This window comes from Acinetobacter sp. ABJ-A23_2, from assembly GCF_044538765.1.
Classification (GTDB): domain Bacteria; phylum Pseudomonadota; class Gammaproteobacteria; order Pseudomonadales; family Moraxellaceae; genus Acinetobacter; species Acinetobacter nosocomialis_A.
On the sequence record NZ_JBIUCP010000016.1, the window covers coordinates 15,232 to 34,975 of the forward strand.

Here is a 19,744-nt window from a genome sequence, read left to right on the forward strand (position 1 = left end):
CTTATCCTATTTAAGCTATTTCGCACTGTCACTCAATTCTTGAGCCAATTCTTGACTACGCTTCTGTGCAGCAGCCAATGCAGATTGAATATTTTGGGAGATTTGTGCACGGTCAAAAACTTCAAGTGCAGCTTGAGTTGTGCCATTTGGCGATGTCACATTCTTACGAAGTTCAGAAGGAGTATTTGAACTCGTAATTGCCATTTGAGCTGCACCTAATGCCGTTTGAAGAGTCAACGCAGTTGCAACTTTTTCATCAAGTCCTAAATTTTTACCCGCACGGATCATACTTTCCATGAGATAGAAGAAATATGCAGGACCTGAGCCAGAAACCGCTGTTACCGCATCAATTTGAGCTTCGGAGTTTACCCAAATTGTTAAGCCTGTGGCTGCTAAAATCTGACTTGTTAATTCACGATCCGAAGTACCTACTACATCATTTGCATAGATACCATGCGCACCCGTCTGAACTAGAGCTGGCGTATTTGGCATAACTCGAACAATTCGATTGCTATCAATTAAGTTTGATATCGTTTGGATTTCAGCACCAGCAATAATTGAAATAACCAATTTATCTGATAACAGTCCTTTTAAAGGACGTAAAACAGTCGCCAAAACTTGTGGTTTTACTGCCAGTACAACGACATCAGCATTTTTAATTGCAGCTACATTATCTTGTGTCACATGGACTTCTTTTTCTTGCAATAATTGACGTATTTGCTCAACAGGATCTGAAACGGTAATACGTGTTGGCGGTAAACCTCTTGAAATGAGCCCACCAATCAAAGCTTGGGCCATATTACCACCACCAATAAAACAGATATTACTATTTACTGCACTTGTCATAACCATCTTCGCCATTTACCAGATTACAAGAATAAGAAATTAAATCTGGTTGCCATCCTCCTTGCTCACAATACGGAGACTGAGCCAACCAAAATCCTTTCGGTGTAAAAACCCCAAGCATAACATTATCTATGACTAATATTTGAATTGTATGACGAAGCCAAGGCAAAATATGTGCTTCTTGAATTGCTTTTTTTAATGGCCATTGCCCAACACGACCATATAAATGGACCTTTTCACCACCTTGGCGTCGAATAATTTTTAATTTTTTATTTAATAAAGATGCAGACAAACCCATATTTTTTTGAGTAATTTGAAATTGTCCTGAAGCGCACTCCACTATTTCCCCTAGTTGAAAATAATGCTCCATCTCGGTTTCAACTGGGTTTAATTTTTCAGCAAGAAAAACTTGTCGACTCAATCTATAAAGATGATGTTGATAACGGGCATAGTAAAACTGGTTCCAATGTAATGCCGCTTGTGCATCAGACTTTGAATCAATTACTTCATTTTTTAACCGCTCAACCATTTCAAATGCAGGCCGATATTGCCCATCACCCTTCATCCAAGCAGAAAGTAATTGACGTTGACGAGCAGATGACAAATCTAATAGTTTAATTAGATCTAAGTATTCAGCCGTTCCACAATGCTTTAAATCGGCTTTCAAAACTTCTTCTAAAATTTCAGAAGCATCTTGCATGAGATAACTGGTTCGGCTCAGTGCCTGCTGCATTTTTGGAAATCTTTTTGATAAAAATGGCCAAAGCTCTTCACGACACCACACACGGTCATAATGGGTATCATAGTTCATTGGATCATCAATATACTTAACTTCAAGCTGAGCAGTCCAAAAAGTAATTTGCTCACGTGTTAGATCCAAAAAAGGGCGCCAAATTGTCATGCTTTCACGGTAATCAATAGCTTGCATCGCAGCAAGTCCATCTACACCTGTACCTGACAATAAACGTAAAATAGCTGTTTCGGCCTGATCTTGCTGATGATGAGCAAGCAATAGAATTTCATTTTCTTGTAAATGTTGCTGATAAGCTTGATAACGTGCTTGACGTGCTTGAGCTTCCAGATTCCCATCAGAAATCTGAACTTTTTGAATAATATAAGGAATATTTAAACTTGTTGACTGACTGGCAACAAATTCCCCCCATTCTGCACTTTGTTCTTGCAGTTGATGATCAATGTAAATTGCTCGGATCTTTTGAGGGAAAATTTGAGCCATTAAATGTAGTAGTAGCATTGAATCCATGCCACCACTACATCCAATAAGAAAAGAACTATTTTCTGAAAACTCTTGAGCCTGCTTTAAGACGTGATGCCTAAATTTTCGCTGCCAAACTTCATTAAACGTTGATAACGTGCTTCGCATCGTTCATTTGCATCCATTGGTAGCAACTCTTCCAAAGCTTGCTTCAAAACCACTTTTAGGTTTTGCATAACACGCTCAGGGTCTAAATGAGCCCCTTCACCTTCATCTACTACATATTCAACAATACCTAGAGATTGTAGTTTATCTGCTGTTAAACCTAAAGCTTCACTCGCTTGAGCTGCTTTTTCAGCAGTCTTCCATAAAATAGAAGCACAACCTTCTGGTGAAATTACAGAATAAATACTATGCGATAACATAATTACTCGGTCTGCAACACCAATACCTAAAGCACCGCCAGAACCGCCTTCACCGAGTACTGTTGCAACAACAGGAACTTTCAAACTTGAAAGTTGAGCAAGGCTCGTTGCAATTGCTTCAGCTTGTCCACGTTCTTCAGCACCAACACCCGGATATGCACCCATCGTATCAATAAACGTGAACACAGGAAGATTAAAACGCTCAGCCATATCTAATAAACGCTGAGATTTACGGTAACCTTCAGGGTTAGCCATACCAAAGTTATGCTTTAATTTTTCACGGGTACTACGACCACGGTGTTGTCCAATGACCATCACAGGTTGACCGTCAAAACGAGCAAGACCACCTACCATCGCACCATCGTCACCAAACAAACGATCACCATGCAAGGCATCAAACTCTGTAAAGATTTCACCGACATAATCTAGAAACTGCGGACGATCAGGATGACGTGCAATTTGAACCGTTGTCCACGCTTTGGACTGAGTAGCTTTTTTCATAGGTCGAATATTATCCCTTTAATCGATAAATTTTTCCGACTGAATATTCAATTCAATGTCCCAATGCTTAAACTGCTCTTGCTCATCATGCAAGTCGGCAACTAACAATGGCCATTGTTTGGCATCACCAGAAACACTAAGCTGCCATTGTTGATCATTTATGATGGTCAATTCAATGGCAGGAAGCATCTGATCACTGCGACTATGGTTGAGTAAAACTGCAAGGCGAAGTAATAAACTTAAGTAAAGTAATTTATAACCGCCAGCCTTTAAAACTTCATTTTTTACATCATTACGTAATTTGCGACGATGATGAGCAACCAAATGTGAAAGATGGTTTTGATCAATTTGTGAGAAACCTGGAATATCAGAATGCTGTAATAAATAAGCACCATGACGATGGTAACCACCATGACTAATTGCTAAACCAATTTCATGCAAATATGCAGCACGGCGCAGTAAGTCACTGTCTTCACTGGTTAAATTAAGTGGCTTTGCTACACCATCGAATAACTGTTGAGCTGTATTTACAACTCGTTCTGCTTGTTTCGGATCAGCGTTATAACGTCCCATTAGGGCTTGTACACTACGATCTCGGATATCTTCATGTTTAAAACGACCTAACAGGTCATACATGACTCCTTCACGCAATGCACCATCAGAATATGCCAAATATTCAATTTCCAATACTTCAAAAACTGCGTACAAAATTGCCAATCCGGCTGGCAAAACTGCTCGTCGGTCTTCTCGAAGTCCTTCAAAATCAATTTCAGAAATATTTTTGAACTTAAGTAACTTATCTTTAAGTTTATAGAGGCCTTCACGAGTGACATTTTCTTGCTCGTCACTTAACCCCATATTCACCATAATTTGACGACAGGCTTTAATAGTTCCACTTGAACCAACAACAGTATCCCAACCTTCCATCTTATAAGTCGTTGCGATTGCTGAAAGTTCTTTACGGGCAGCAACTACTGCCTTATCGAATGCTTTTTGTGTGATTTCACCATCAGCAAAATAGGCTTTTGTATAAGCTACACATCCCATTTGTAATGATTCGGTATAAATTGGCTCAAACTCTTCGCCAATAATAAACTCGGTAGATCCCCCACCAATATCCACAACTAAACGACGTCCACCGTTAGCCATCGTGTGAGATACACCAAGGTAAATCAGTCGTGCTTCTTCACGACCAGCAATAATTTCAATAGGTTTGGGTAAAATTTCAGCGGCTTTTTGAATAAATTCATGGCCATTTTTAGCCTGACGTAAAGCATTGGTTGCCACAATTCTTAAACGATTGGGTTGAACAGAACTTAAACGTCCCACAAAACGAGCTAAACATGCTAATCCACGTTGTTGTGCTGCTTCTGTTAAATTTTTATTTTCATCAAGACCAGCCGCAAGCTGTACTTTTTCTGACATTGAAGCCACTTTTTTAACTTCACCGTGATCTACCCGTGCAATTGCAAGGTGAAAACTGTTCGACCCCATATCTATGGCAGCAAGTAATTCTTCATCAATCAGAAAATCAGACATTATTGAACTAAACCCATAACAATTCACGCCTAGAGTAATTCACAAGAATGCAATTGAAAAGCCATTTTCATCAACAATTAATAGACATCGATATTTTTCTATTTGTTAAACGATTGTACAAGCCGATGGTGAATATCGTGAGCATCCATTAGACAAATTCAGTTAAGCCTTGAATAATAGCATCAAACCCTTACATTGAACTAAGTAGCTATGTAATACTGATAGAGATTATATCCTCATATAGTGATAGCACTTTTTTCTAAAAATTGGAGCCGTACCATGTCTGCGACTATTGTAAATACAACTGATGATAACTTCCAAGCAGATGTTCTAGATGCAGAAACACCTGTACTTGTTGACTTCTGGGCAGGTTGGTGTGCACCTTGTAAAGCAATTGCACCTGTTCTTGAAGATTTATCAAGTGAATATGCTGGTAAAGTAAAAATCGTTAAAGTTGACGTGACTTCTTGTGAAGATACTGCAGTAAAATACAATATCCGTAATATTCCTGCTTTATTACTTTTCAAAAATGGTGAAGTAGTAGCTCAACAAATCGGTGCTGTACCTCGCTCTAAACTCGTTAGCTTCATTGACGAAAACGTTTAAGACGAAATGTTACAAATGAAAATACGCTATATCTCTATAGCGTATTTTTTTCGGCTATAAATTGACAAATTAGCTGATCTCACTTATATTGCATGCTCAAGAGGCACTGAAGGGAATCGTCTTCTGTCCGGCTTCTTACAAGACACAAACATAAAGATCGCCACTCGGCAACAGAAATTGTTTTTTCACATTTCTCTTCGAAACAGTTAATCAGACTTCTGAATTGTTATTGTGTAAATACAATTGCGATACTCTTTTTTGTATGCGAGCGATTTTTCTTCTTTTAAACCACACTCTACTCTTTCCTAATTCTGACCCTTATGAATTTAACTGAACTCAAGAAAAAACCAATCGGCGAACTAATTAAAATTGCTGAATTTATGGGCCTTGAAGGTATGGCTCGTAACCGAAAGCAAGATATTATCTTTGCCATTTTGAAACGCCATGCAATGAATGGCGAAGAAATTTTTGGTGACGGCGTTCTTGAAATTCTCTCTGATGGTTTTGGTTTTTTGCGCTCTGCCGCAGGTTCGTATTTAGCAGGTCCGGATGATATTTATGTGAGTCCTTCACAAATCCGACGCTTTAACTTGCGTACAGGTGATACCATCACAGGTACTATTCGCCCTCCGAAAGAAGGTGAGCGTTATTTCGCGTTACTCAAAGTTAATCAGATTAACTATGACACGCCTGAAAATTCTCGAAATAAAATTTTATTTGAAAACTTAACTCCCCTTTTCCCAACTGAACAATTGGTTATGGAACTAGGTAATGGTACAACAGAAGACTTAACTGCTCGTGTTGTCGACTTAGTTGCCCCAATTGGTAAAGGTCAACGTTCGATTATTGTTGCACCGCCAAAAGCGGGTAAAACAATGTTACTTCAAAACATTGCTCAATCTATTGTGAGAAACAATCCGGAAGTGTTCCTTATTGTTTTACTTATTGATGAGCGCCCAGAAGAAGTAACTGAAATGGAACGTACTGTACGTGGTGAAGTCGTTGCTTCAACATTTGATGAAGCACCTGCCCGTCACGTACAAGTAGCTGAAATGGTCATTGAAAAAGCAAAACGTCTTGTTGAACATAAAAAAGATGTTGTGATTTTGCTTGACTCTATTACACGTTTAGCTCGTGCATACAACACTGTAATCCCTTCATCAGGTAAGGTATTAACGGGTGGTGTAGATGCTCATGCATTAGAACGTCCAAAACGTTTCTTTGGTGCTGCTCGTAACATCGAAGAAGGCGGTTCTTTAACAATCATCTCTACTGCGCTTATTGAAACTGGCAGTAAAATGGATGATGTAATTTACGAAGAATTCAAAGGTACAGGTAACCAAGAAATTACGCTTGATCGCCGTATTGCTGAGAAACGTGTCTTCCCTGCCATGAATATTAAGAAATCAGGCACACGTCGTGAAGAACGTTTAATGGATGAAGATAAATTACGTAAAGTCTGGATCCTTCGCAAACTCCTTCATCCTATGGATGAGTTGGCTGCTATGGAATTCTTACTTGACCGTATGAAAGAAACCAAAACAAATGATGACTTCTTTGATCAAATGAAACGTAAAGCTTCAACTTAATCATTAATTTGTTCCAAAAAAGCTACTCTCATGAGTAGCTTTTTTATTTGGTTGACATGCTTTACACAAAACTACATTTTACTATTCCTTATGTAAGGATATATTTAAGCTTTTGAAAACAAATATTTTTAATATAAAAAAATTATGTTTTTTAGTAGTTTACTTACACCTTTTCCAATATATCTAATCTATTTGATTGTTTTTTTCTGTTAAAAAACAGACTGTTTTTTCGATTTTTCTGCTCTTTTTTGACAGGTGACAGTAGTATTTCAACATTCGCAGTGATAGCATAGCGGCAGACCAGTTAGACTGCTCCATGCGTTGTTACCTAGCTACGTTTAGGAATAATAAAAGCAAAACAGCCTAACTTAGGTTTTTTTAATCTCAAATTTTTTTTGTGAGAGTGATGCCATGTTATTCAAAAAATTCGCTGTTGCTGCTGCTGTTGCTGCTACTTTAGCTTTCGTTGGTTGTTCTAAGAAAGAAGAAGCTCCTGCTGCTGCTGCTGCTTCTGAAGCTGTAGCTGCTGCTTCTGAAGCTACTGCTGCTGCTTCTGAAGCTGCTACTGCTGTTGACGCTGCTGCTTCTGAAACTGCTGCTGCTGCTTCTGACGTTGCTGCTGCTGCTTCTGACGTTGCTGCTTCTGCTGCACACTAATCTATACTCTAGATTAGATAAAAAAGAGGACTTTATGTCCTCTTTTTTTTATGCTTAAATTTTATAATTTAAACAATAGCTACGTTATATATTATTTAAATTATATTTATCGCCTATAAAATATATTTTATTCCAAACCATTAAAAATTATAAATAAAAAAAAGCAGATCAATCGATCTGCTCATTTCCAACGCGTTGTCTAAATTTCTGACCCGCTCTAAAGGTCACTACACGGCGCGCAGAAATCGGAATTTCTTCGCCTGTTTTTGGATTACGTCCTGGACGCTCGCGTTTATCTCTAAGTTCGAAATTACCAAAACCAGAAAGCTTAACTTGCTCACCCGCGATAAGCGCTTGGCTAATTTCGTCAAAGAACAACTCGACCATTTGTTTTGCTTCACGGCGATTTAAGCTGGTTAACTCACTTAAATGATCAGCCATGTCTGCTTTAGTTAGTGCTGTCATGAGGCCCTCAATGTCGCTTGATAAGTGTTTTCCAACACTTGGATTATATTGTCCATACCAGATTTAATTTCAGCATCTTCAAGCGTACGTGAAGGATGTTGCCATAGTAATGCAAACGCTAATGAGCGCTTACCATCTTCGACACCCTGCCCCGTATACACATCGAATAACCAAGTAGAGTCTAAAAGCTCTCCACCAGTTTTTTCGATTAACTGCTGAATATCTCTAACATTTATATTATCAGAGATTAAAAGCGCAATATCACGTCTAACCGAAGGAAAACGTGATAATTCTGTAAAATTAGATACATAAGATTGCAAAACTGCTGCCTGATCAAGCTCAGCAACCCAAGTTGTGCTCAAATCAAGCTCATTTTCTAAAGATGGGTGCAAACGGCCTAGGTAACCAATTGATTTACCATCAACTAAAATTTCAGCTGACTGTCCCGGATGCAACCAAGCACGCTCTGAACGAGCATATTCAACTTTAAGACGTCCAGCAGCTAAAACCTCTTCTACTTCACCTTTGAAATCGAAGAAATCCATTGGTTGTGGCTTAGCATGCCATGATTCAGGTTCACGAGAACCTACAGCAATTAAAGCTAATGTCGGGATTTGCTTTAAGTCTTGAATAGAAGCGGCATTTTGATAATCAAAACGTAAACCAAGCTCAAAGAAACGCACGCGACTTTGCTGACGGTTGAGATTATATTGTACGCAAGGAATTAAGCTAGAAAGTAAAGTACTACGCATTGCAGCCAAATCACTTGAAATTGGATTTGCTAACATTAGTGGCTGAACTTCTGGATTTAATTGCTTTTCAAGTTTTGCATCAGCAAAGCTAAAGCTAATTGCTTCTTGATAACCTAAAGTCACGATCGTTTGACGCAACTCAGCGAGTTCAAAACGATCTTGATATTTAGCAAATTTAACATCCATGCTTGGTAAGCTAATTTGGATATTGTCATAGCCATCAATACGCGCTACTTCTTCAATTAAGTCTTGATAAATAGCCATGTCATAGCGATGTGATGGTGGTACTACACTCCATTCACTCTCAGCCTTAACTGTTACCTTACACCCTAGTCGAGTTAAAGCATCTGTAATGAAATCAGCAGCAACTTGATATCCCAATAATTGGTCTACTTGAGCTTGCTTAAGTTCAATAGCTTCACGTTTTGGAAGTAAATCAGTTTTTTCAGCTACAGTGATAGGACCAAACTCACCACCCGCTAATTCTTGAATGAGCTGAGAAGCACGATTCATCGCAATTAATGGCAATTCAAAATCTACACCGCGTTCATAACGTTGCGAAGAATCTGTATGCAAACCAAAACGGCGAGCACGCCCAGCAATCGCAAGTGGAGCGAAGAATGCGCTCTCCAAGAAGATATCAGCTGTATCATCAGTTACACTTGATGCTAGACCGCCCATAATACCAGCGATTGCTAGTGCTTTCTGGTCATCTGCAATAACCATCACATCTTCTTGCAACTCAACTTCTTGATCATTCAAGAGTTGCAACTTTTCTTGTGGCTGAGCTTGGCGAACGTGTACAGTTCCTTCGATTTTAGCTAAATCAAAAGCATGCATTGGCTGACCCAATTCCATGAGGACATAGTTCGTTACATCAACCAGAATACTGTGAGTACGAATTCCTGAACGTGCTAAAGCTTGTTCCATCCACTCTGGGGTCGCAGCTTTTACATTCACGTTTTTAACTACACGTCCTAAGTAGCGTGGAGCCCCATCCGTGCTGATCACTACTTTTTTCTCATCAGTGATTGTCGCATCAACTGACTTGATTTCAGGCTCATTCATTTGCAGTTGGTTAATTACTGCAATCTCACGTGCGATACCACGGATACTGAAACAGTCACCACGGTTTGGTGTAATACTGATATCAATAACGTTATCATCAAGTTTCAAATATTCACGGATGTTCACCCCTACTGGAGCATCGGCAGGTAGCTCAAGCAAACCATCGATTTTATCTTCAAGGTCGATTTCAGAAGCGCCGCACAGCATACCTTGTGATTCGATGCCACGAAGCTTACCTTTTTTGATTTTAAAATCGCCTGGTAATACTGCACCAATAGTTGCTACAGGTGCTTTCATTCCAACACGAACGTTAGGAGCACCACATACAATTTGCAGAGGTTCACCTGAACCAATGTTAACTGTTGTTACATGCAGACGGTCTGCATCTGGATGTTGTTCAACCGTTAGAACTTCACCAACCACAACTCCAGTAAATGGCTTAGCAACAGATGCTAGTTCATCTACCTCAAGACCAAGCATAGTCAACTGATCAGATAATGTATCACTATCAATGGCTGGGTTAACCCATGTGCGTAACCAATTTTCGCTAATCTTCATCTTTATAAACCTTATTTAATCCTGAAAAAATGTTAGGCAAATTGGCGTAAGAAACGCACATCATTTTGATAGAACATACGTAAGTCATTGATGCCATAACGCAACATTGCAAAACGCTCTACCCCTAAACCAAAAGCAAAGCCTTTGTATTTATCAGGATCAATACCCGCAGCACGTAGTACATTTGGATGTACCATGCCACAGCCTAATACTTCTAACCAACGTCCACGCTCATCCATGATATCCACTTCTGCACTAGGCTCTGTAAATGGGAAATATGATGGGCGGAAACGTACTTTTAAATCTTTCTCAAAAAATTCATTCAGTAGGTTAATTAATAAACCTTTTAATTCAGCAAAGCTGGTGTTCTCAGCAACGTACAAACCTTCGATTTGATGGAACATTGGCGAATGCGTTTGGTCTGAGTCACAGCGATATACACGGCCCGGACATACAATACGAATTGGTGGCTGGCTTGTTTCCATGGTACGAATTTGCACACCAGAAGTATGCGTACGCAACAAATGGTTTGCATCGAAATAGAAAGTATCGTGCATAGCACGTGCAGGGTGATGCCCAGGAATATTTAATGCTTCAAAGTTATGATAGTCATCTTCAACTTCTGGTCCTGTTGCAACTGTAAAACCAGCTTTAGTAAAGAACTGGCAAATACGTTCTTGTACTTGAATAACAGGATGAACTGTACCAATGCGCTGTCCACGACCTGGTAAAGTAATATCAATGGTCTCATTTGCTAGTTTTTGCGCTAGCGCAGCTTGTTGTAATGCCGTTTGACGCTCACTTAAAGCGCTATTAATTGTTTCTCGAACAGCATGAATCGCAGCACCTTGTACTTTACGTTCTTCAGGGTCCATTTTCCCTAATGCTTTCGATTGTTCTGCAAGCTGGCTTTTTTTCCCTGTAAATTGCACACGCACCTGATCAAGTGCAACAAGGTCTTGAGCTGCTGCAATGGCAGCAAGCGCTTCTGTGGTCAGGGCTTCCAGTGACATATTAACTCTCAAAGCAACAAATTTAAAAATATAATAAAACGCTGCATTCTAACAGTTTTTCACCGTATTGATGAAGTTTATCCATCATGAAAAATGTATTAGGCAACAAAAAGATAAAACGTATAAAATAATACTATCGTCAATGAGATCAATTATTATGGCGCTCAATCAGATTTGGAAACAACAACTTACACTTGTGACCTACGGTAATGAATACCTTCGCCAGAATTTAAGCTTCAACCAATGGCGACAACATCATATTTTTGACCAACATAGTTTTCAGTTTCGTGACTTAATTTCACAGCATTTACTTGCTCAACATTTCCAAGTTTGGCTAGAAGCACTCAAAAAACAAGGGACAACCCAAATCTCTCTTCACTTATCAACCATCTTAAATGAAGAGCAAAATCCAAATAATAATGTAGAACTTTTACCCTATACCCATTTTATTGTGAGCCATCAAAACAATAAAAAAATCGCATGGATTTTTGGCCATGAGCTTGCAGAGTGGTACAGCAGCGATAATGAATTTGAAGCGCCTTTAAATCAGCGTAGTGATTTACGTTTAGAAACTTTCTGGCGTTTTGAACTGAACGAAAAATTATCTAAGAAAGTTGATGCTGACTTAAAAGTACCTCAATGGGATGAAATAGCTGACTTTATGGAAACTGAGTTATTTCGAAGTAAGTATGCAGCAGGTTTTGAAGAACCAGAATTTCTGAAAAAATATTTTGATGGGTCAACACATCAAATTTCGGTAGATCATCAACCGACTCTTGCTCTTATTCCTGAAAACTACCCAGCTGATTGTGCACATCAACTCCTCTACCGCACTCAGGCTTTATCAGATTATTTAGAGCAGAAGAAACGCACCGCAAATGATCCTTTAGGGGAAGACTTAGACCAAGAACAAATTATTAACTTAAGAAATTTTACCCACAAAACTGACGACCTATTTGCAAAGCTGATTGTGAAAGCAGCAAATCACTATCAAACAGCTCAATTAAAGCCTGTTGAGAAACCCTCTCCTTTTGATGCAACGAATGAGTCTGCAACCCATTTAAAAGCACCTCATCATAAGGCTGGAGGAACAGGTGTAATCAAGCTTATTGTTCTAACCATCATTATTTGTGCCTTAGCTTATTATTTTGGTCTTTAATCAAGATTAAAGTTCCCATTGATAAAGTAATTCTGTTATTCCGAGGCCGAACTCTGGTAGTTCGGCCTCATCAATTAACTTTGCTCCCATTTTTTCATAGAAGAAACGACTCGGATTTTTATTAAAAACCGCTAAATGAATAAAAGCATAACCTTGCTTTAAAGCGCATTGATAGAACTTTTGGAATAACTCACAGCCTACACCTTGTTTTTGAACTTCTTTTAAAAGATAAAAAGCAAGAATTTCAGCAATATTACTTTCTGGGTTTAAATAACCATCAAGAAAGCCTTTCACTACCCCATTTTCAGTATAGATAAATAACTGATGATCAGGACTTTTGCTTATCTCTCTCCATAACTGTTGTTTATCTAGTACGTTAAGCTCATCTAATATTTCTTGCTTAACCATACCGGTATAGGTTTCTTTCCAACCTTGCACATGTACTTCTGCAATAGATAATGCATCCTTAAATGTTGCTATACGAATATCTGTGTCATTTAATGGTTTCAATTCACTCCCCTCACTTCACTACTTTTTAGAGTGAAGTATTGATTAGTCTCACACTAACCTACTCAGTTAAAAACTGCTCTCGAACATGCATTAGAGCAAATCCCAACAAATTTAGACCTTGCCATAGAGATGGATTTTCGATATCTGGATGGTCTTGCGCCATACCAATACCCCAAATTTTATCGACAGGAGATGCTTCAACCAAAATACGGTCTTTCGTTGCTAATAAGAATTTCTTCAACTCAGGATGCTGTGAGAATTTGGTAAAATTCGCATGCACCACTATATCAAAACGGTTTTCTCGCCATATCTGTTCGTCATAATTACGTACTTTACGGCCGAGTTGCTTTGCTTCATTCGGATGTTTAACTTGCAAAATCTGTGCAAAAATTTCTTCATCATTAAATAATTTTGCTTTTTGCGCCATCATATAGTGCTCAGCAGTAAAGTACTCAACACCCTCAATTTCAAATTGCGCAGGAAACCACTGGCTGAAACAGCTTTTATCAACAAGATCAGCTTCTTTAGGTGTATGCCCCCAAAAATATAAGTATTTAAACTGGTGACCTTGCTGCACTTTTTGAATTAAGTCATTTAGAAATTTTTCGTCTTTCATCATTTATCTCTGATTATTTTCTCTTTTTTAAAATAGAACCCTAAAAATAAAAAAGACCGCTAAAAAGCGGTCTTTCTTTGAATCTCTAAGCTTATGCAGCTAATGCGCCTTTAGCTTTTTCAGCTAAAGCAGCAAATGCTACTGCATCATGCATAGCGATGTCAGCTAATACGCGACGGTCGATGATCACTTGAGCTTTTTTCAAGCCATCGATCATACGGCTGTAAGACAAACCGTTTTGACGAGCACCAGCATTGATACGCGCAATCCATAGAGCACGGAATTGACGTTTCTTTTGACGGCGGTCACGGTAAGCGTATTGACCAGCTTTGATTACCGCTTGGAACGCTACGCGGTAAACGCGTGAACGAGCACCATAGTAACCTTTAGCGCGAGCAAGAATTTTTTTGTGACGACGATGAGCCACTACACCACGTTTTACACGAGCCATTTATAATCTCCTTAGATGTATGGGCACATACGACGAACTGAATTCATGTCAGAAACATGAACCATTACACAGCCGCGTAATTGACGGATACGTTTAGCAGATTTTTTGGTCAAGATGTGGCGCTTGAACGCTTGTTTACGCTTAAAACCGTTTGCAGTCGCTTTGAAGCGTTTAGCTGCACCACGGCGAGTTTTTAACTTAGCCATAGTAACCTCTTTTAGGCACCTGTTCGGCGCGATTGCACCATTGCAAAATCGACCTGCAGGTAAGGAAGCGCGTATTTTATAGCATGCTGACTAAAATTAAAACTACTCGTAGCATTTTTTTGGATTGATGTCTTAACAAATTAAAAATTTATATTGTTTGTTTACACAGGTTGGTCATTGCTAATAAATTCAGCATCATGGCTAATTTAGCTCTATAATATGTTCAAATTATCAACATACGATATTTCAAATGCAGAAACATGATGCATTCGCTGCACTACGGTATAGAGATTTCTCTATTGTTACCATTAATCAATTTTGCTTAACGTTAGCAATTTTGATTCAAGAAATTATTGTTGCTTACTCACTTTATCAAATTACCAAAGATCCCCTAACTTTAGGCTTAATTGGTCTCGCAGAAGCCATTCCATTTATTGCTCTATCCCTTTGGGGTGGCTATTTTGCTGATAAGTTTAATAAACAAGTCATTATGAAAATCTGTTTATTTTTCTCAGTGCCTCTACCTTTAGTTTTGTGGTTGCTGTTCCATCTGCATGGTTTAGGTCATATCAGCGTAAATTTCCTTTCTTGGGGTATTTATGCAGTCATTTTTGGCTTAGGTACGATACGTGGATTTTATAATCCCTCTGCTACATCATTGAAACCATTCTTAATTCCACGTGAGCTTTATGCCAATGGCGCAACATGGACAACGATTGGTTGGCAAAGTGGCGTGATTATTGGGCCTATGCTAGGTGGGTTTATGCTTGCTTACTTAGGCAGAGAAACCAGTCTTTTTAGTGTTGCAGCCCTACTCAGCATCTGTTTTATTCTCATTAATTTATTACAAAAACGAAGCTTTCCTAAAATTGAAACTACCAATGTATTAGAAAGCTTAGGTGATGGTTTCCGCTTTATTTGGAAAACCAAAATAGTTCTCTGGGCTATTTCTTTAGACCTTGCCTCTGTTTTATTTGGAGGTGTGATTGCCCTACTGCCTATCTTTGCAGAAGATATTTTAAAAGTAGGACCAGAAGGCTTAGGTTATCTACGTGCAGCACCATCTATTGGTGCCCTCATTACCATGATTGCTTTGACGCGTTTTCCACCAACCCAGCATGCATGGCGTAACATGCTACTTGCAGTTGCTGGGTTTGGTGTATTTACGATTCTTTTCGCTTTCTCAAACAATATGTGGTTATCACTATTTGCACTGGCCATGACAGGTGCTTGTGACAGTATTTCAGTTGTGGTTAGACAAACCATTTTGCAAATATTCCCACCAGAAAATATGCGTGGTCGCGTAGCGGCTGTAAATGGAATGTTTGTCTCATCAAGTAATGAGCTGGGTGCATTTGAATCAGGCTTGGCTGCCAAATATTTGGGAACGATTGCAGCGACTATTTTTGGTGGCTGTATGACTCTTGCAGTAGTAACCTTCTGTTGGCTAAAAACCAATGATCTTTTTAAAGTCGATATTACTAAAAGCTCAGAAGATTAGTTAAATCATTTTAATAAAGCATCTTCGGATGCTTTTATTTTAAATAAAACCTGTAATTACCCAATAAATGAAAATATAACGCCCAGCCTTAGCGATAAGGACCATAAATAAAAAGCGCCAAAAATTTTCTTTGAATAAGCCAGCAACCAAAGTAATAGGGTCACCAATCACAGGCGTCCAACTTAAGAGCAACGAGTAAAAGCCATACTTATGATAAAAGCGTTGAGCTTGTTCAAGGCGTTTTTCAGAAACTGGAAACCATTTTTTATGTTTAAACTGTTCTATTTTTAAACCTAGCCACCAGTTCACACATGAACCGAGTACATTTCCGAAAGTAGCAATTGAAATGAGAAGAAACGCGGAATGTTGATTTTTTAATAATAATGCAGCGAGTACAGCTTCTGATTGTAGCGGTAATAATGTAGCCGCCCCAAAAGCACTCAAAAAAAGTAAAAAGTAACTTAGCATTCTAATTAAACCAAACTACCTTTCACTTTATTCATTGTGCTACCAAGCAAAATTAGATGACTTTAATTGATAAAGCTTTTTGCACCGCAGGACGTGCTGTTAAACGGACAATATATTCTTGCACATATGGGTAGTCCTCTAATTGAATACCCTGCCATTCATAGCGCAGGATCCAAGGTAAAATTGCCATATCAGCAATTGAGTATTCCCCTGCAACAAACTTCTGACCAATGAGCTGTTTATTCAATACACCATATAAACGCTTAGTCTCATTTACATATCGGTCTATAGCATAAGGAATTTTCTCTGGCGCAAAGCGGTTAAAATGATGATTCTGCCCAAGCATAGGCCCTAGTCCACCCATTTGCCACATGAGCCATTGTTCAACTTCAACTCGCTCTTGTTCATCTGTTGGATAGAATAAGCCAGTTTTTCGACCTAAATATTGCAAGATCGCACCAGATTCAAATACTGAAATTGGCTCACCACGTGGACCGTCCTGATCGACAATTGCAGGAATTTTATTGTTTGGGGAAATTTTCAGGAAATCGGGTTGAAATTGATCATTTTCTAAAATATTAATTGGATAAAGGGTGTAATCCAGTCCCATTTCTTCTAAGGCAATTGTGATTTTATGTCCATTGGGTGTGCCCCAATAATATAGATCAATCATTCTATTTTCCTATTCATCGTTATCATGACTGCGTCTTGCGTTATATCATGTTTTGGCTAATACAATGATATCTCCAACACCAAAAAATACATAAAATTTGAGAATAGCTTTGGTTTAAAAAGTTATTAAATCGCATTTTAAAGATACTAAATCACGAAATGACAGGCATAAAAAAGCACTGCTTTTGCAGTGCTTTTTTATGAGTATTACTTTTTCTTTTTCGGTCCAAGTAACATACCCATTTGTCGACCTTCCATTTTCGGAGCTTGCTCTACAATACCAAACTCAGCTACGTCTGCTTCAATTTTTTGTAATTGAGCTAAACCAAGTTGTTGGTGAGCCATTTCACGACCACGGAAACGTAAGGTGATTTTGACTTTGTTACCTTCTTCAAGGAACTTCAAAATAGCACGAAGCTTAACTTGATAATCACCTACATCAGTTGCTGGGCGTAGTTTGATTTCCTTCACTTGCACTTGATGCTGTTTTTTCTTGGCATCTTTTTGCTTCTGTTTCAGGTCAAACAAGTGCTTGTTGTAATCCATGATTTTACAAACAGGCGGCTCAGCGTTTGCGACAATCTCAACAAGGTCAAGATCTGCATCCTCAGCAGCACGCAGTGCTTCATTTAATGAAACAATTCCTTTTTGCTCACCATCAGCAGCGACGAGGCGTACTTCTTTTGCACGGATCTCATCGTTAATTGCTGGACGGTTACTCTTTGCACCTTGTTGTTGGTTACGGTCAGGCTGTTTAATCTTTCTTACTCCACAATATACCGGCCACGTTCGGCGACGGCAGATTTCACTAAGTCAATGAAAGCATCCACTGACATAGTACCTAAATTTTTTCCTGAGCGAGTACGTACATTCACTGTACCTTCTTCAACTTCTCGATCACCAAGAACTAACAGGTAAGGAATGCGCTCTAGAGTACGCTCACGAATCTTAAATCCGATTTTTTCATTTCTCAAGTCAGAAATAGCACGAAGGCCATTTTCCTTGAGTTTTGCCACGACTTGCTCACTTGCTTCCGCTTGAGCGTCAGTAATGTTCATGACACATGCTTGTACAGGTGACAACCAAGGTGGCATAAAACCAGCGTAGTGTTCAATTAGTATACCAATAAAACGCTCAAAACTACCAAGAATTGCACGGTGCAACATTACAGGCTGATCACGTTCATTTTCTTCAGTTACATAAGAAGCATCTAAACGAACTGGCAAGTTGAAGTCACACTGAATGGTACCACATTGCCATACACGACCAAGACAGTCTTTTAAAGAGAACTCAATCTTTGGACCATAGAATGCACCTTCACCCGGCTGCAATTCCCATTTAAGACCAGCTTCATCTAAAGCATCTGCTAAAGATTTTTCAGCTAAATCCCAAAGTGCGTCATCACCTACACGCTTTTCTGGGCGAGTAGACAACTTCATTTGAACTTCTTCAAAGCCAAAGTCTTTATAAACATCTAAAGTGAGTTTGATAAAGTCTGCAACTTCTTTACCGATCTGTTCTTTAGTACAGAAGATATGTGCATCATCTTGGGTAAAACCACGAACACGCATAATACCGTGTAAAGAACCAGATGGTTCATTACGATGACAAGAACCAAACTCAGCTAAACGAATTGGTAAATCACGGTAAGATTTTAATCCTTGGTTGAACACTTGAACGTGACAAGGACAGTTCATTGGTTTTACAGCATAGTTACGACTTTCTGAATGAGTCGTAAACATGTTTTCTGCATAGTTTGCTGCGTGACCAGATTTCTCCCAAAGCGTAAAATCTACGATTTGCGGAGTTTTAATTTCTTGGTAACCATTGTCTTGCTGAACTTTACGCATGTACTGCTCTAGTACTTGATAAATAGTCCAACCATTTGCATGCCAGAACACCATACCCGGTGCTTCTTCTTGCATATGGAATAAGTCTAATGCTTTACCAATTTTACGGTGGTCACGCTTTTCAGCTTCTTCAATACGCTTGATATAAGCTGCTAACTGTTTTTTATCAGCCCAAGCAGTACCGTAAATACGTTGAAGCTGTTCATTCTTCGCATCACCACGCCAGTAAGCACCAGAGATTTTAGTGAGCTTGAATGATTTTAAGAATTTTGTATTCGGTACGTGAGGACCACGACACATATCTAAATAATCTTGATGGTAGTACAAGCCCATTTGTGTTTCTTCAGGCATGTCTGCAATCAAGCGTAATTTGTATTCTTCACCACGAGCAGTAAATTCAGCAATAACTTCATTACGTGGAGTCATTTTTTTAACAACATCGTAATCTTGATCGATGAGCTTTTTCATACGCTCTTCGATTGCTGCCATATCATCCAATGTAAAAGGACGTGGCATCCAGATGTCGTAATAGAAACCTTCTTCGATGACCGGACCAATCACCATCTTTGCTTCAGGGAAAAGTTGCTTTACTGCATGCCCTACAAGGTGTGCACAAGAGTGGCGAATGATCTCAAGACCTTCTTCATCTTTTGGAGTGATAATTTGTAAAGTCGAGTCTTCGGTAATTAAGTCACATGCATCAACTAAGCGATCATTTACTCGTCCAGCAACAGTATTTTTTGCTAAACCAGGCCCAATACTTTGAGCGACTTCCATAACAGATACAGGGTGATCAAAACTCTTTTGATCGCCATTTGGCAATGTGATAATTGGCATAGAAAAATCCTTAAGGAGTGATGCCCTATACGAAGGAGCATTTCACCGCGAGATTATGATCGAGGCAAGCCTCAAAATATAAAAACGGTGTAAATCAAAATTAAAAACCTGAAAGATTTTACACTTGTTCAAGCCAAGTGAAAACCTTTGTACTCATAAAATCATAAATACATTTTGCTTATACGGTAAACAGCAATAAATGACTTTAATAAGCGCACTACCTAAATTTTAAGAAATACATA

The 19,744-nt window shown here is 38.9% G+C and carries 21 protein-coding genes and 1 pseudogene; 5 read left to right on the forward strand and 17 right to left on the reverse strand.

The features are described 5' to 3' along the window. Positions 1–15 precede the first annotated feature (15 nt). From proC to ppx, 4 genes are read right to left on the reverse strand one after another with little or no spacing between them, the layout of a single operon-like run. Entirely contained in the window at positions 16–852 is an 837-nt protein-coding gene (proC, locus tag ACH63V_RS07550) for a pyrroline-5-carboxylate reductase (protein WP_005804294.1), read from the reverse strand. Continuing rightward, positions 827–2,227, reverse strand: a complete 1,401-nt coding sequence (gene tilS / locus ACH63V_RS07555; protein WP_396463141.1) for a tRNA lysidine(34) synthetase TilS — start codon at positions 2,225–2,227, stop codon at positions 827–829. The genes proC and tilS overlap by 26 nt, the downstream gene beginning before the upstream one ends. After that, positions 2,164–2,985, reverse strand: a complete 822-nt coding sequence (locus ACH63V_RS07560) for an acetyl-CoA carboxylase carboxyltransferase subunit alpha (RefSeq protein WP_213688850.1) — start codon at positions 2,983–2,985, stop codon at positions 2,164–2,166. The genes tilS and ACH63V_RS07560 overlap by 64 nt, the downstream gene beginning before the upstream one ends. Before the next feature lie 18 nt (positions 2,986–3,003). Next, complete coding sequence (ppx, locus tag ACH63V_RS07565) at positions 3,004–4,524, reverse strand: exopolyphosphatase (protein WP_311069605.1); 1,521 nt, start codon at positions 4,522–4,524, stop codon at positions 3,004–3,006. Between the two features lie 279 nt (positions 4,525–4,803). On the opposite strand from ppx, the gene trxA reads away from it, so the two are divergent. Together trxA and rho are read left to right on the forward strand one after the other, a co-directional pair. Then, positions 4,804–5,130 (forward strand): thioredoxin, encoded by a 327-nt coding sequence (gene trxA / locus ACH63V_RS07570; protein WP_002054512.1) that lies wholly within the window; start codon positions 4,804–4,806, stop codon positions 5,128–5,130. Between the two features lie 320 nt (positions 5,131–5,450). Further along, positions 5,451–6,719: a transcription termination factor Rho gene (gene rho / locus ACH63V_RS07575; RefSeq protein WP_001054522.1), complete on the forward strand. Its 1,269-nt coding sequence runs from the start codon at positions 5,451–5,453 to the stop codon at positions 6,717–6,719. 183 nt (positions 6,720–6,902) lie between these two features. On the opposite strand, the gene ACH63V_RS07580 is transcribed toward rho, so the two are convergent. Then, complete coding sequence (locus ACH63V_RS07580) at positions 6,903–7,037, reverse strand: hypothetical protein (protein ID WP_396463142.1); 135 nt, start codon at positions 7,035–7,037, stop codon at positions 6,903–6,905. Between the two features lie 93 nt (positions 7,038–7,130). Here ACH63V_RS07580 and ACH63V_RS07585 point away from each other — a divergent pair, with 93 nt between their 5' ends. After that, positions 7,131–7,376 (forward strand): hypothetical protein, encoded by a 246-nt coding sequence (locus ACH63V_RS07585; RefSeq protein WP_263612953.1) that lies wholly within the window; start codon positions 7,131–7,133, stop codon positions 7,374–7,376. A 168-nt stretch (positions 7,377–7,544) separates the two neighbouring features. Here ACH63V_RS07585 and ACH63V_RS07590 read toward each other — a convergent pair whose 3' ends face one another. From ACH63V_RS07590 to pheS, 3 genes are read right to left on the reverse strand one after another with little or no spacing between them, the layout of a single operon-like run. Beyond that, positions 7,545–7,841 carry an integration host factor subunit alpha gene (locus tag ACH63V_RS07590; RefSeq protein WP_000126166.1) on the reverse strand — a complete coding sequence of 99 codons (297 nt, stop codon included), beginning with the start codon at positions 7,839–7,841 and terminating at the stop codon, positions 7,545–7,547. Further along, a complete protein-coding gene (gene pheT, locus ACH63V_RS07595; protein WP_396463143.1) occupies positions 7,838–10,219 on the reverse strand; it encodes a phenylalanine--tRNA ligase subunit beta in 2,382 nt (793 codons plus the stop codon). Before pheT ends, ACH63V_RS07590 begins: the two co-directional genes overlap by 4 nt. A gap of 32 nt (positions 10,220–10,251) precedes the next feature. After that, the gene (pheS, locus tag ACH63V_RS07600) at positions 10,252–11,232 is read right to left on the reverse strand and encodes a phenylalanine--tRNA ligase subunit alpha (RefSeq protein ID WP_311069600.1); all 981 of its coding nucleotides are present in this window, start codon (positions 11,230–11,232) and stop codon (positions 10,252–10,254) included. 157 nt (positions 11,233–11,389) lie between these two features. Between pheS and ACH63V_RS07605 the strand changes: the two genes are divergently transcribed. Continuing rightward, positions 11,390–12,391, forward strand: coding sequence for a hypothetical protein (locus tag ACH63V_RS07605; protein ID WP_200001352.1), 1,002 nt, complete (start codon positions 11,390–11,392; stop codon positions 12,389–12,391). Positions 12,392–12,397: 6 nt separating this feature from the next. Here ACH63V_RS07605 and ACH63V_RS07610 read toward each other — a convergent pair whose 3' ends face one another. From ACH63V_RS07610 to ACH63V_RS07630, 5 genes and pseudogenes are all read right to left on the reverse strand, one after another. Then, positions 12,398–12,901 carry a GNAT family N-acetyltransferase gene (locus ACH63V_RS07610; protein ID WP_396463144.1) on the reverse strand — a complete coding sequence of 168 codons (504 nt, stop codon included), beginning with the start codon at positions 12,899–12,901 and terminating at the stop codon, positions 12,398–12,400. A gap of 58 nt (positions 12,902–12,959) precedes the next feature. After that, positions 12,960–13,517, reverse strand: a complete 558-nt coding sequence (locus tag ACH63V_RS07615; RefSeq protein ID WP_396463167.1) for an NADAR family protein — start codon at positions 13,515–13,517, stop codon at positions 12,960–12,962. 91 nt (positions 13,518–13,608) lie between these two features. Further along, positions 13,609–13,968 (reverse strand): 50S ribosomal protein L20, encoded by a 360-nt coding sequence (gene rplT, locus ACH63V_RS07620; protein WP_000124858.1) that lies wholly within the window; start codon positions 13,966–13,968, stop codon positions 13,609–13,611. An 11-nt stretch (positions 13,969–13,979) separates the two neighbouring features. Next, positions 13,980–14,174 carry a 50S ribosomal protein L35 gene (gene rpmI, locus ACH63V_RS07625; protein ID WP_002054552.1) on the reverse strand — a complete coding sequence of 65 codons (195 nt, stop codon included), beginning with the start codon at positions 14,172–14,174 and terminating at the stop codon, positions 13,980–13,982. An 11-nt stretch (positions 14,175–14,185) separates the two neighbouring features. Next, positions 14,186–14,293: pseudogene (locus ACH63V_RS07630) on the reverse strand (hypothetical protein); the annotation flags it as partial. A gap of 131 nt (positions 14,294–14,424) precedes the next feature. Between ACH63V_RS07630 and nreB the strand changes: the two are divergent. Continuing rightward, complete coding sequence (nreB, locus tag ACH63V_RS07635; RefSeq protein WP_019456644.1) at positions 14,425–15,675, forward strand: nickel resistance MFS transporter NreB; 1,251 nt, start codon at positions 14,425–14,427, stop codon at positions 15,673–15,675. 39 nt (positions 15,676–15,714) lie between these two features. Here the strand turns inward: nreB and ACH63V_RS07640 are convergent, their stop codons facing one another. From ACH63V_RS07640 to thrS, 4 genes are all read right to left on the reverse strand, one after another. Continuing rightward, positions 15,715–16,143, reverse strand: coding sequence for a YqaA family protein (locus ACH63V_RS07640; RefSeq protein WP_396463145.1), 429 nt, complete (start codon positions 16,141–16,143; stop codon positions 15,715–15,717). A 52-nt stretch (positions 16,144–16,195) separates the two neighbouring features. Continuing rightward, positions 16,196–16,816: a glutathione S-transferase N-terminal domain-containing protein gene (locus tag ACH63V_RS07645; RefSeq protein ID WP_000566575.1), complete on the reverse strand. Its 621-nt coding sequence runs from the start codon at positions 16,814–16,816 to the stop codon at positions 16,196–16,198. Between the two features lie 206 nt (positions 16,817–17,022). Further along, positions 17,023–17,574 (reverse strand): translation initiation factor IF-3, encoded by a 552-nt coding sequence (gene infC / locus ACH63V_RS07650; RefSeq protein WP_079377112.1) that lies wholly within the window; start codon positions 17,572–17,574, stop codon positions 17,023–17,025. A 5-nt stretch (positions 17,575–17,579) separates the two neighbouring features. Beyond that, positions 17,580–19,502, reverse strand: coding sequence for a threonine--tRNA ligase (thrS, locus tag ACH63V_RS07655; RefSeq protein ID WP_396463146.1), 1,923 nt, complete (start codon positions 19,500–19,502; stop codon positions 17,580–17,582). Positions 19,503–19,744 lie beyond the last annotated feature (242 nt).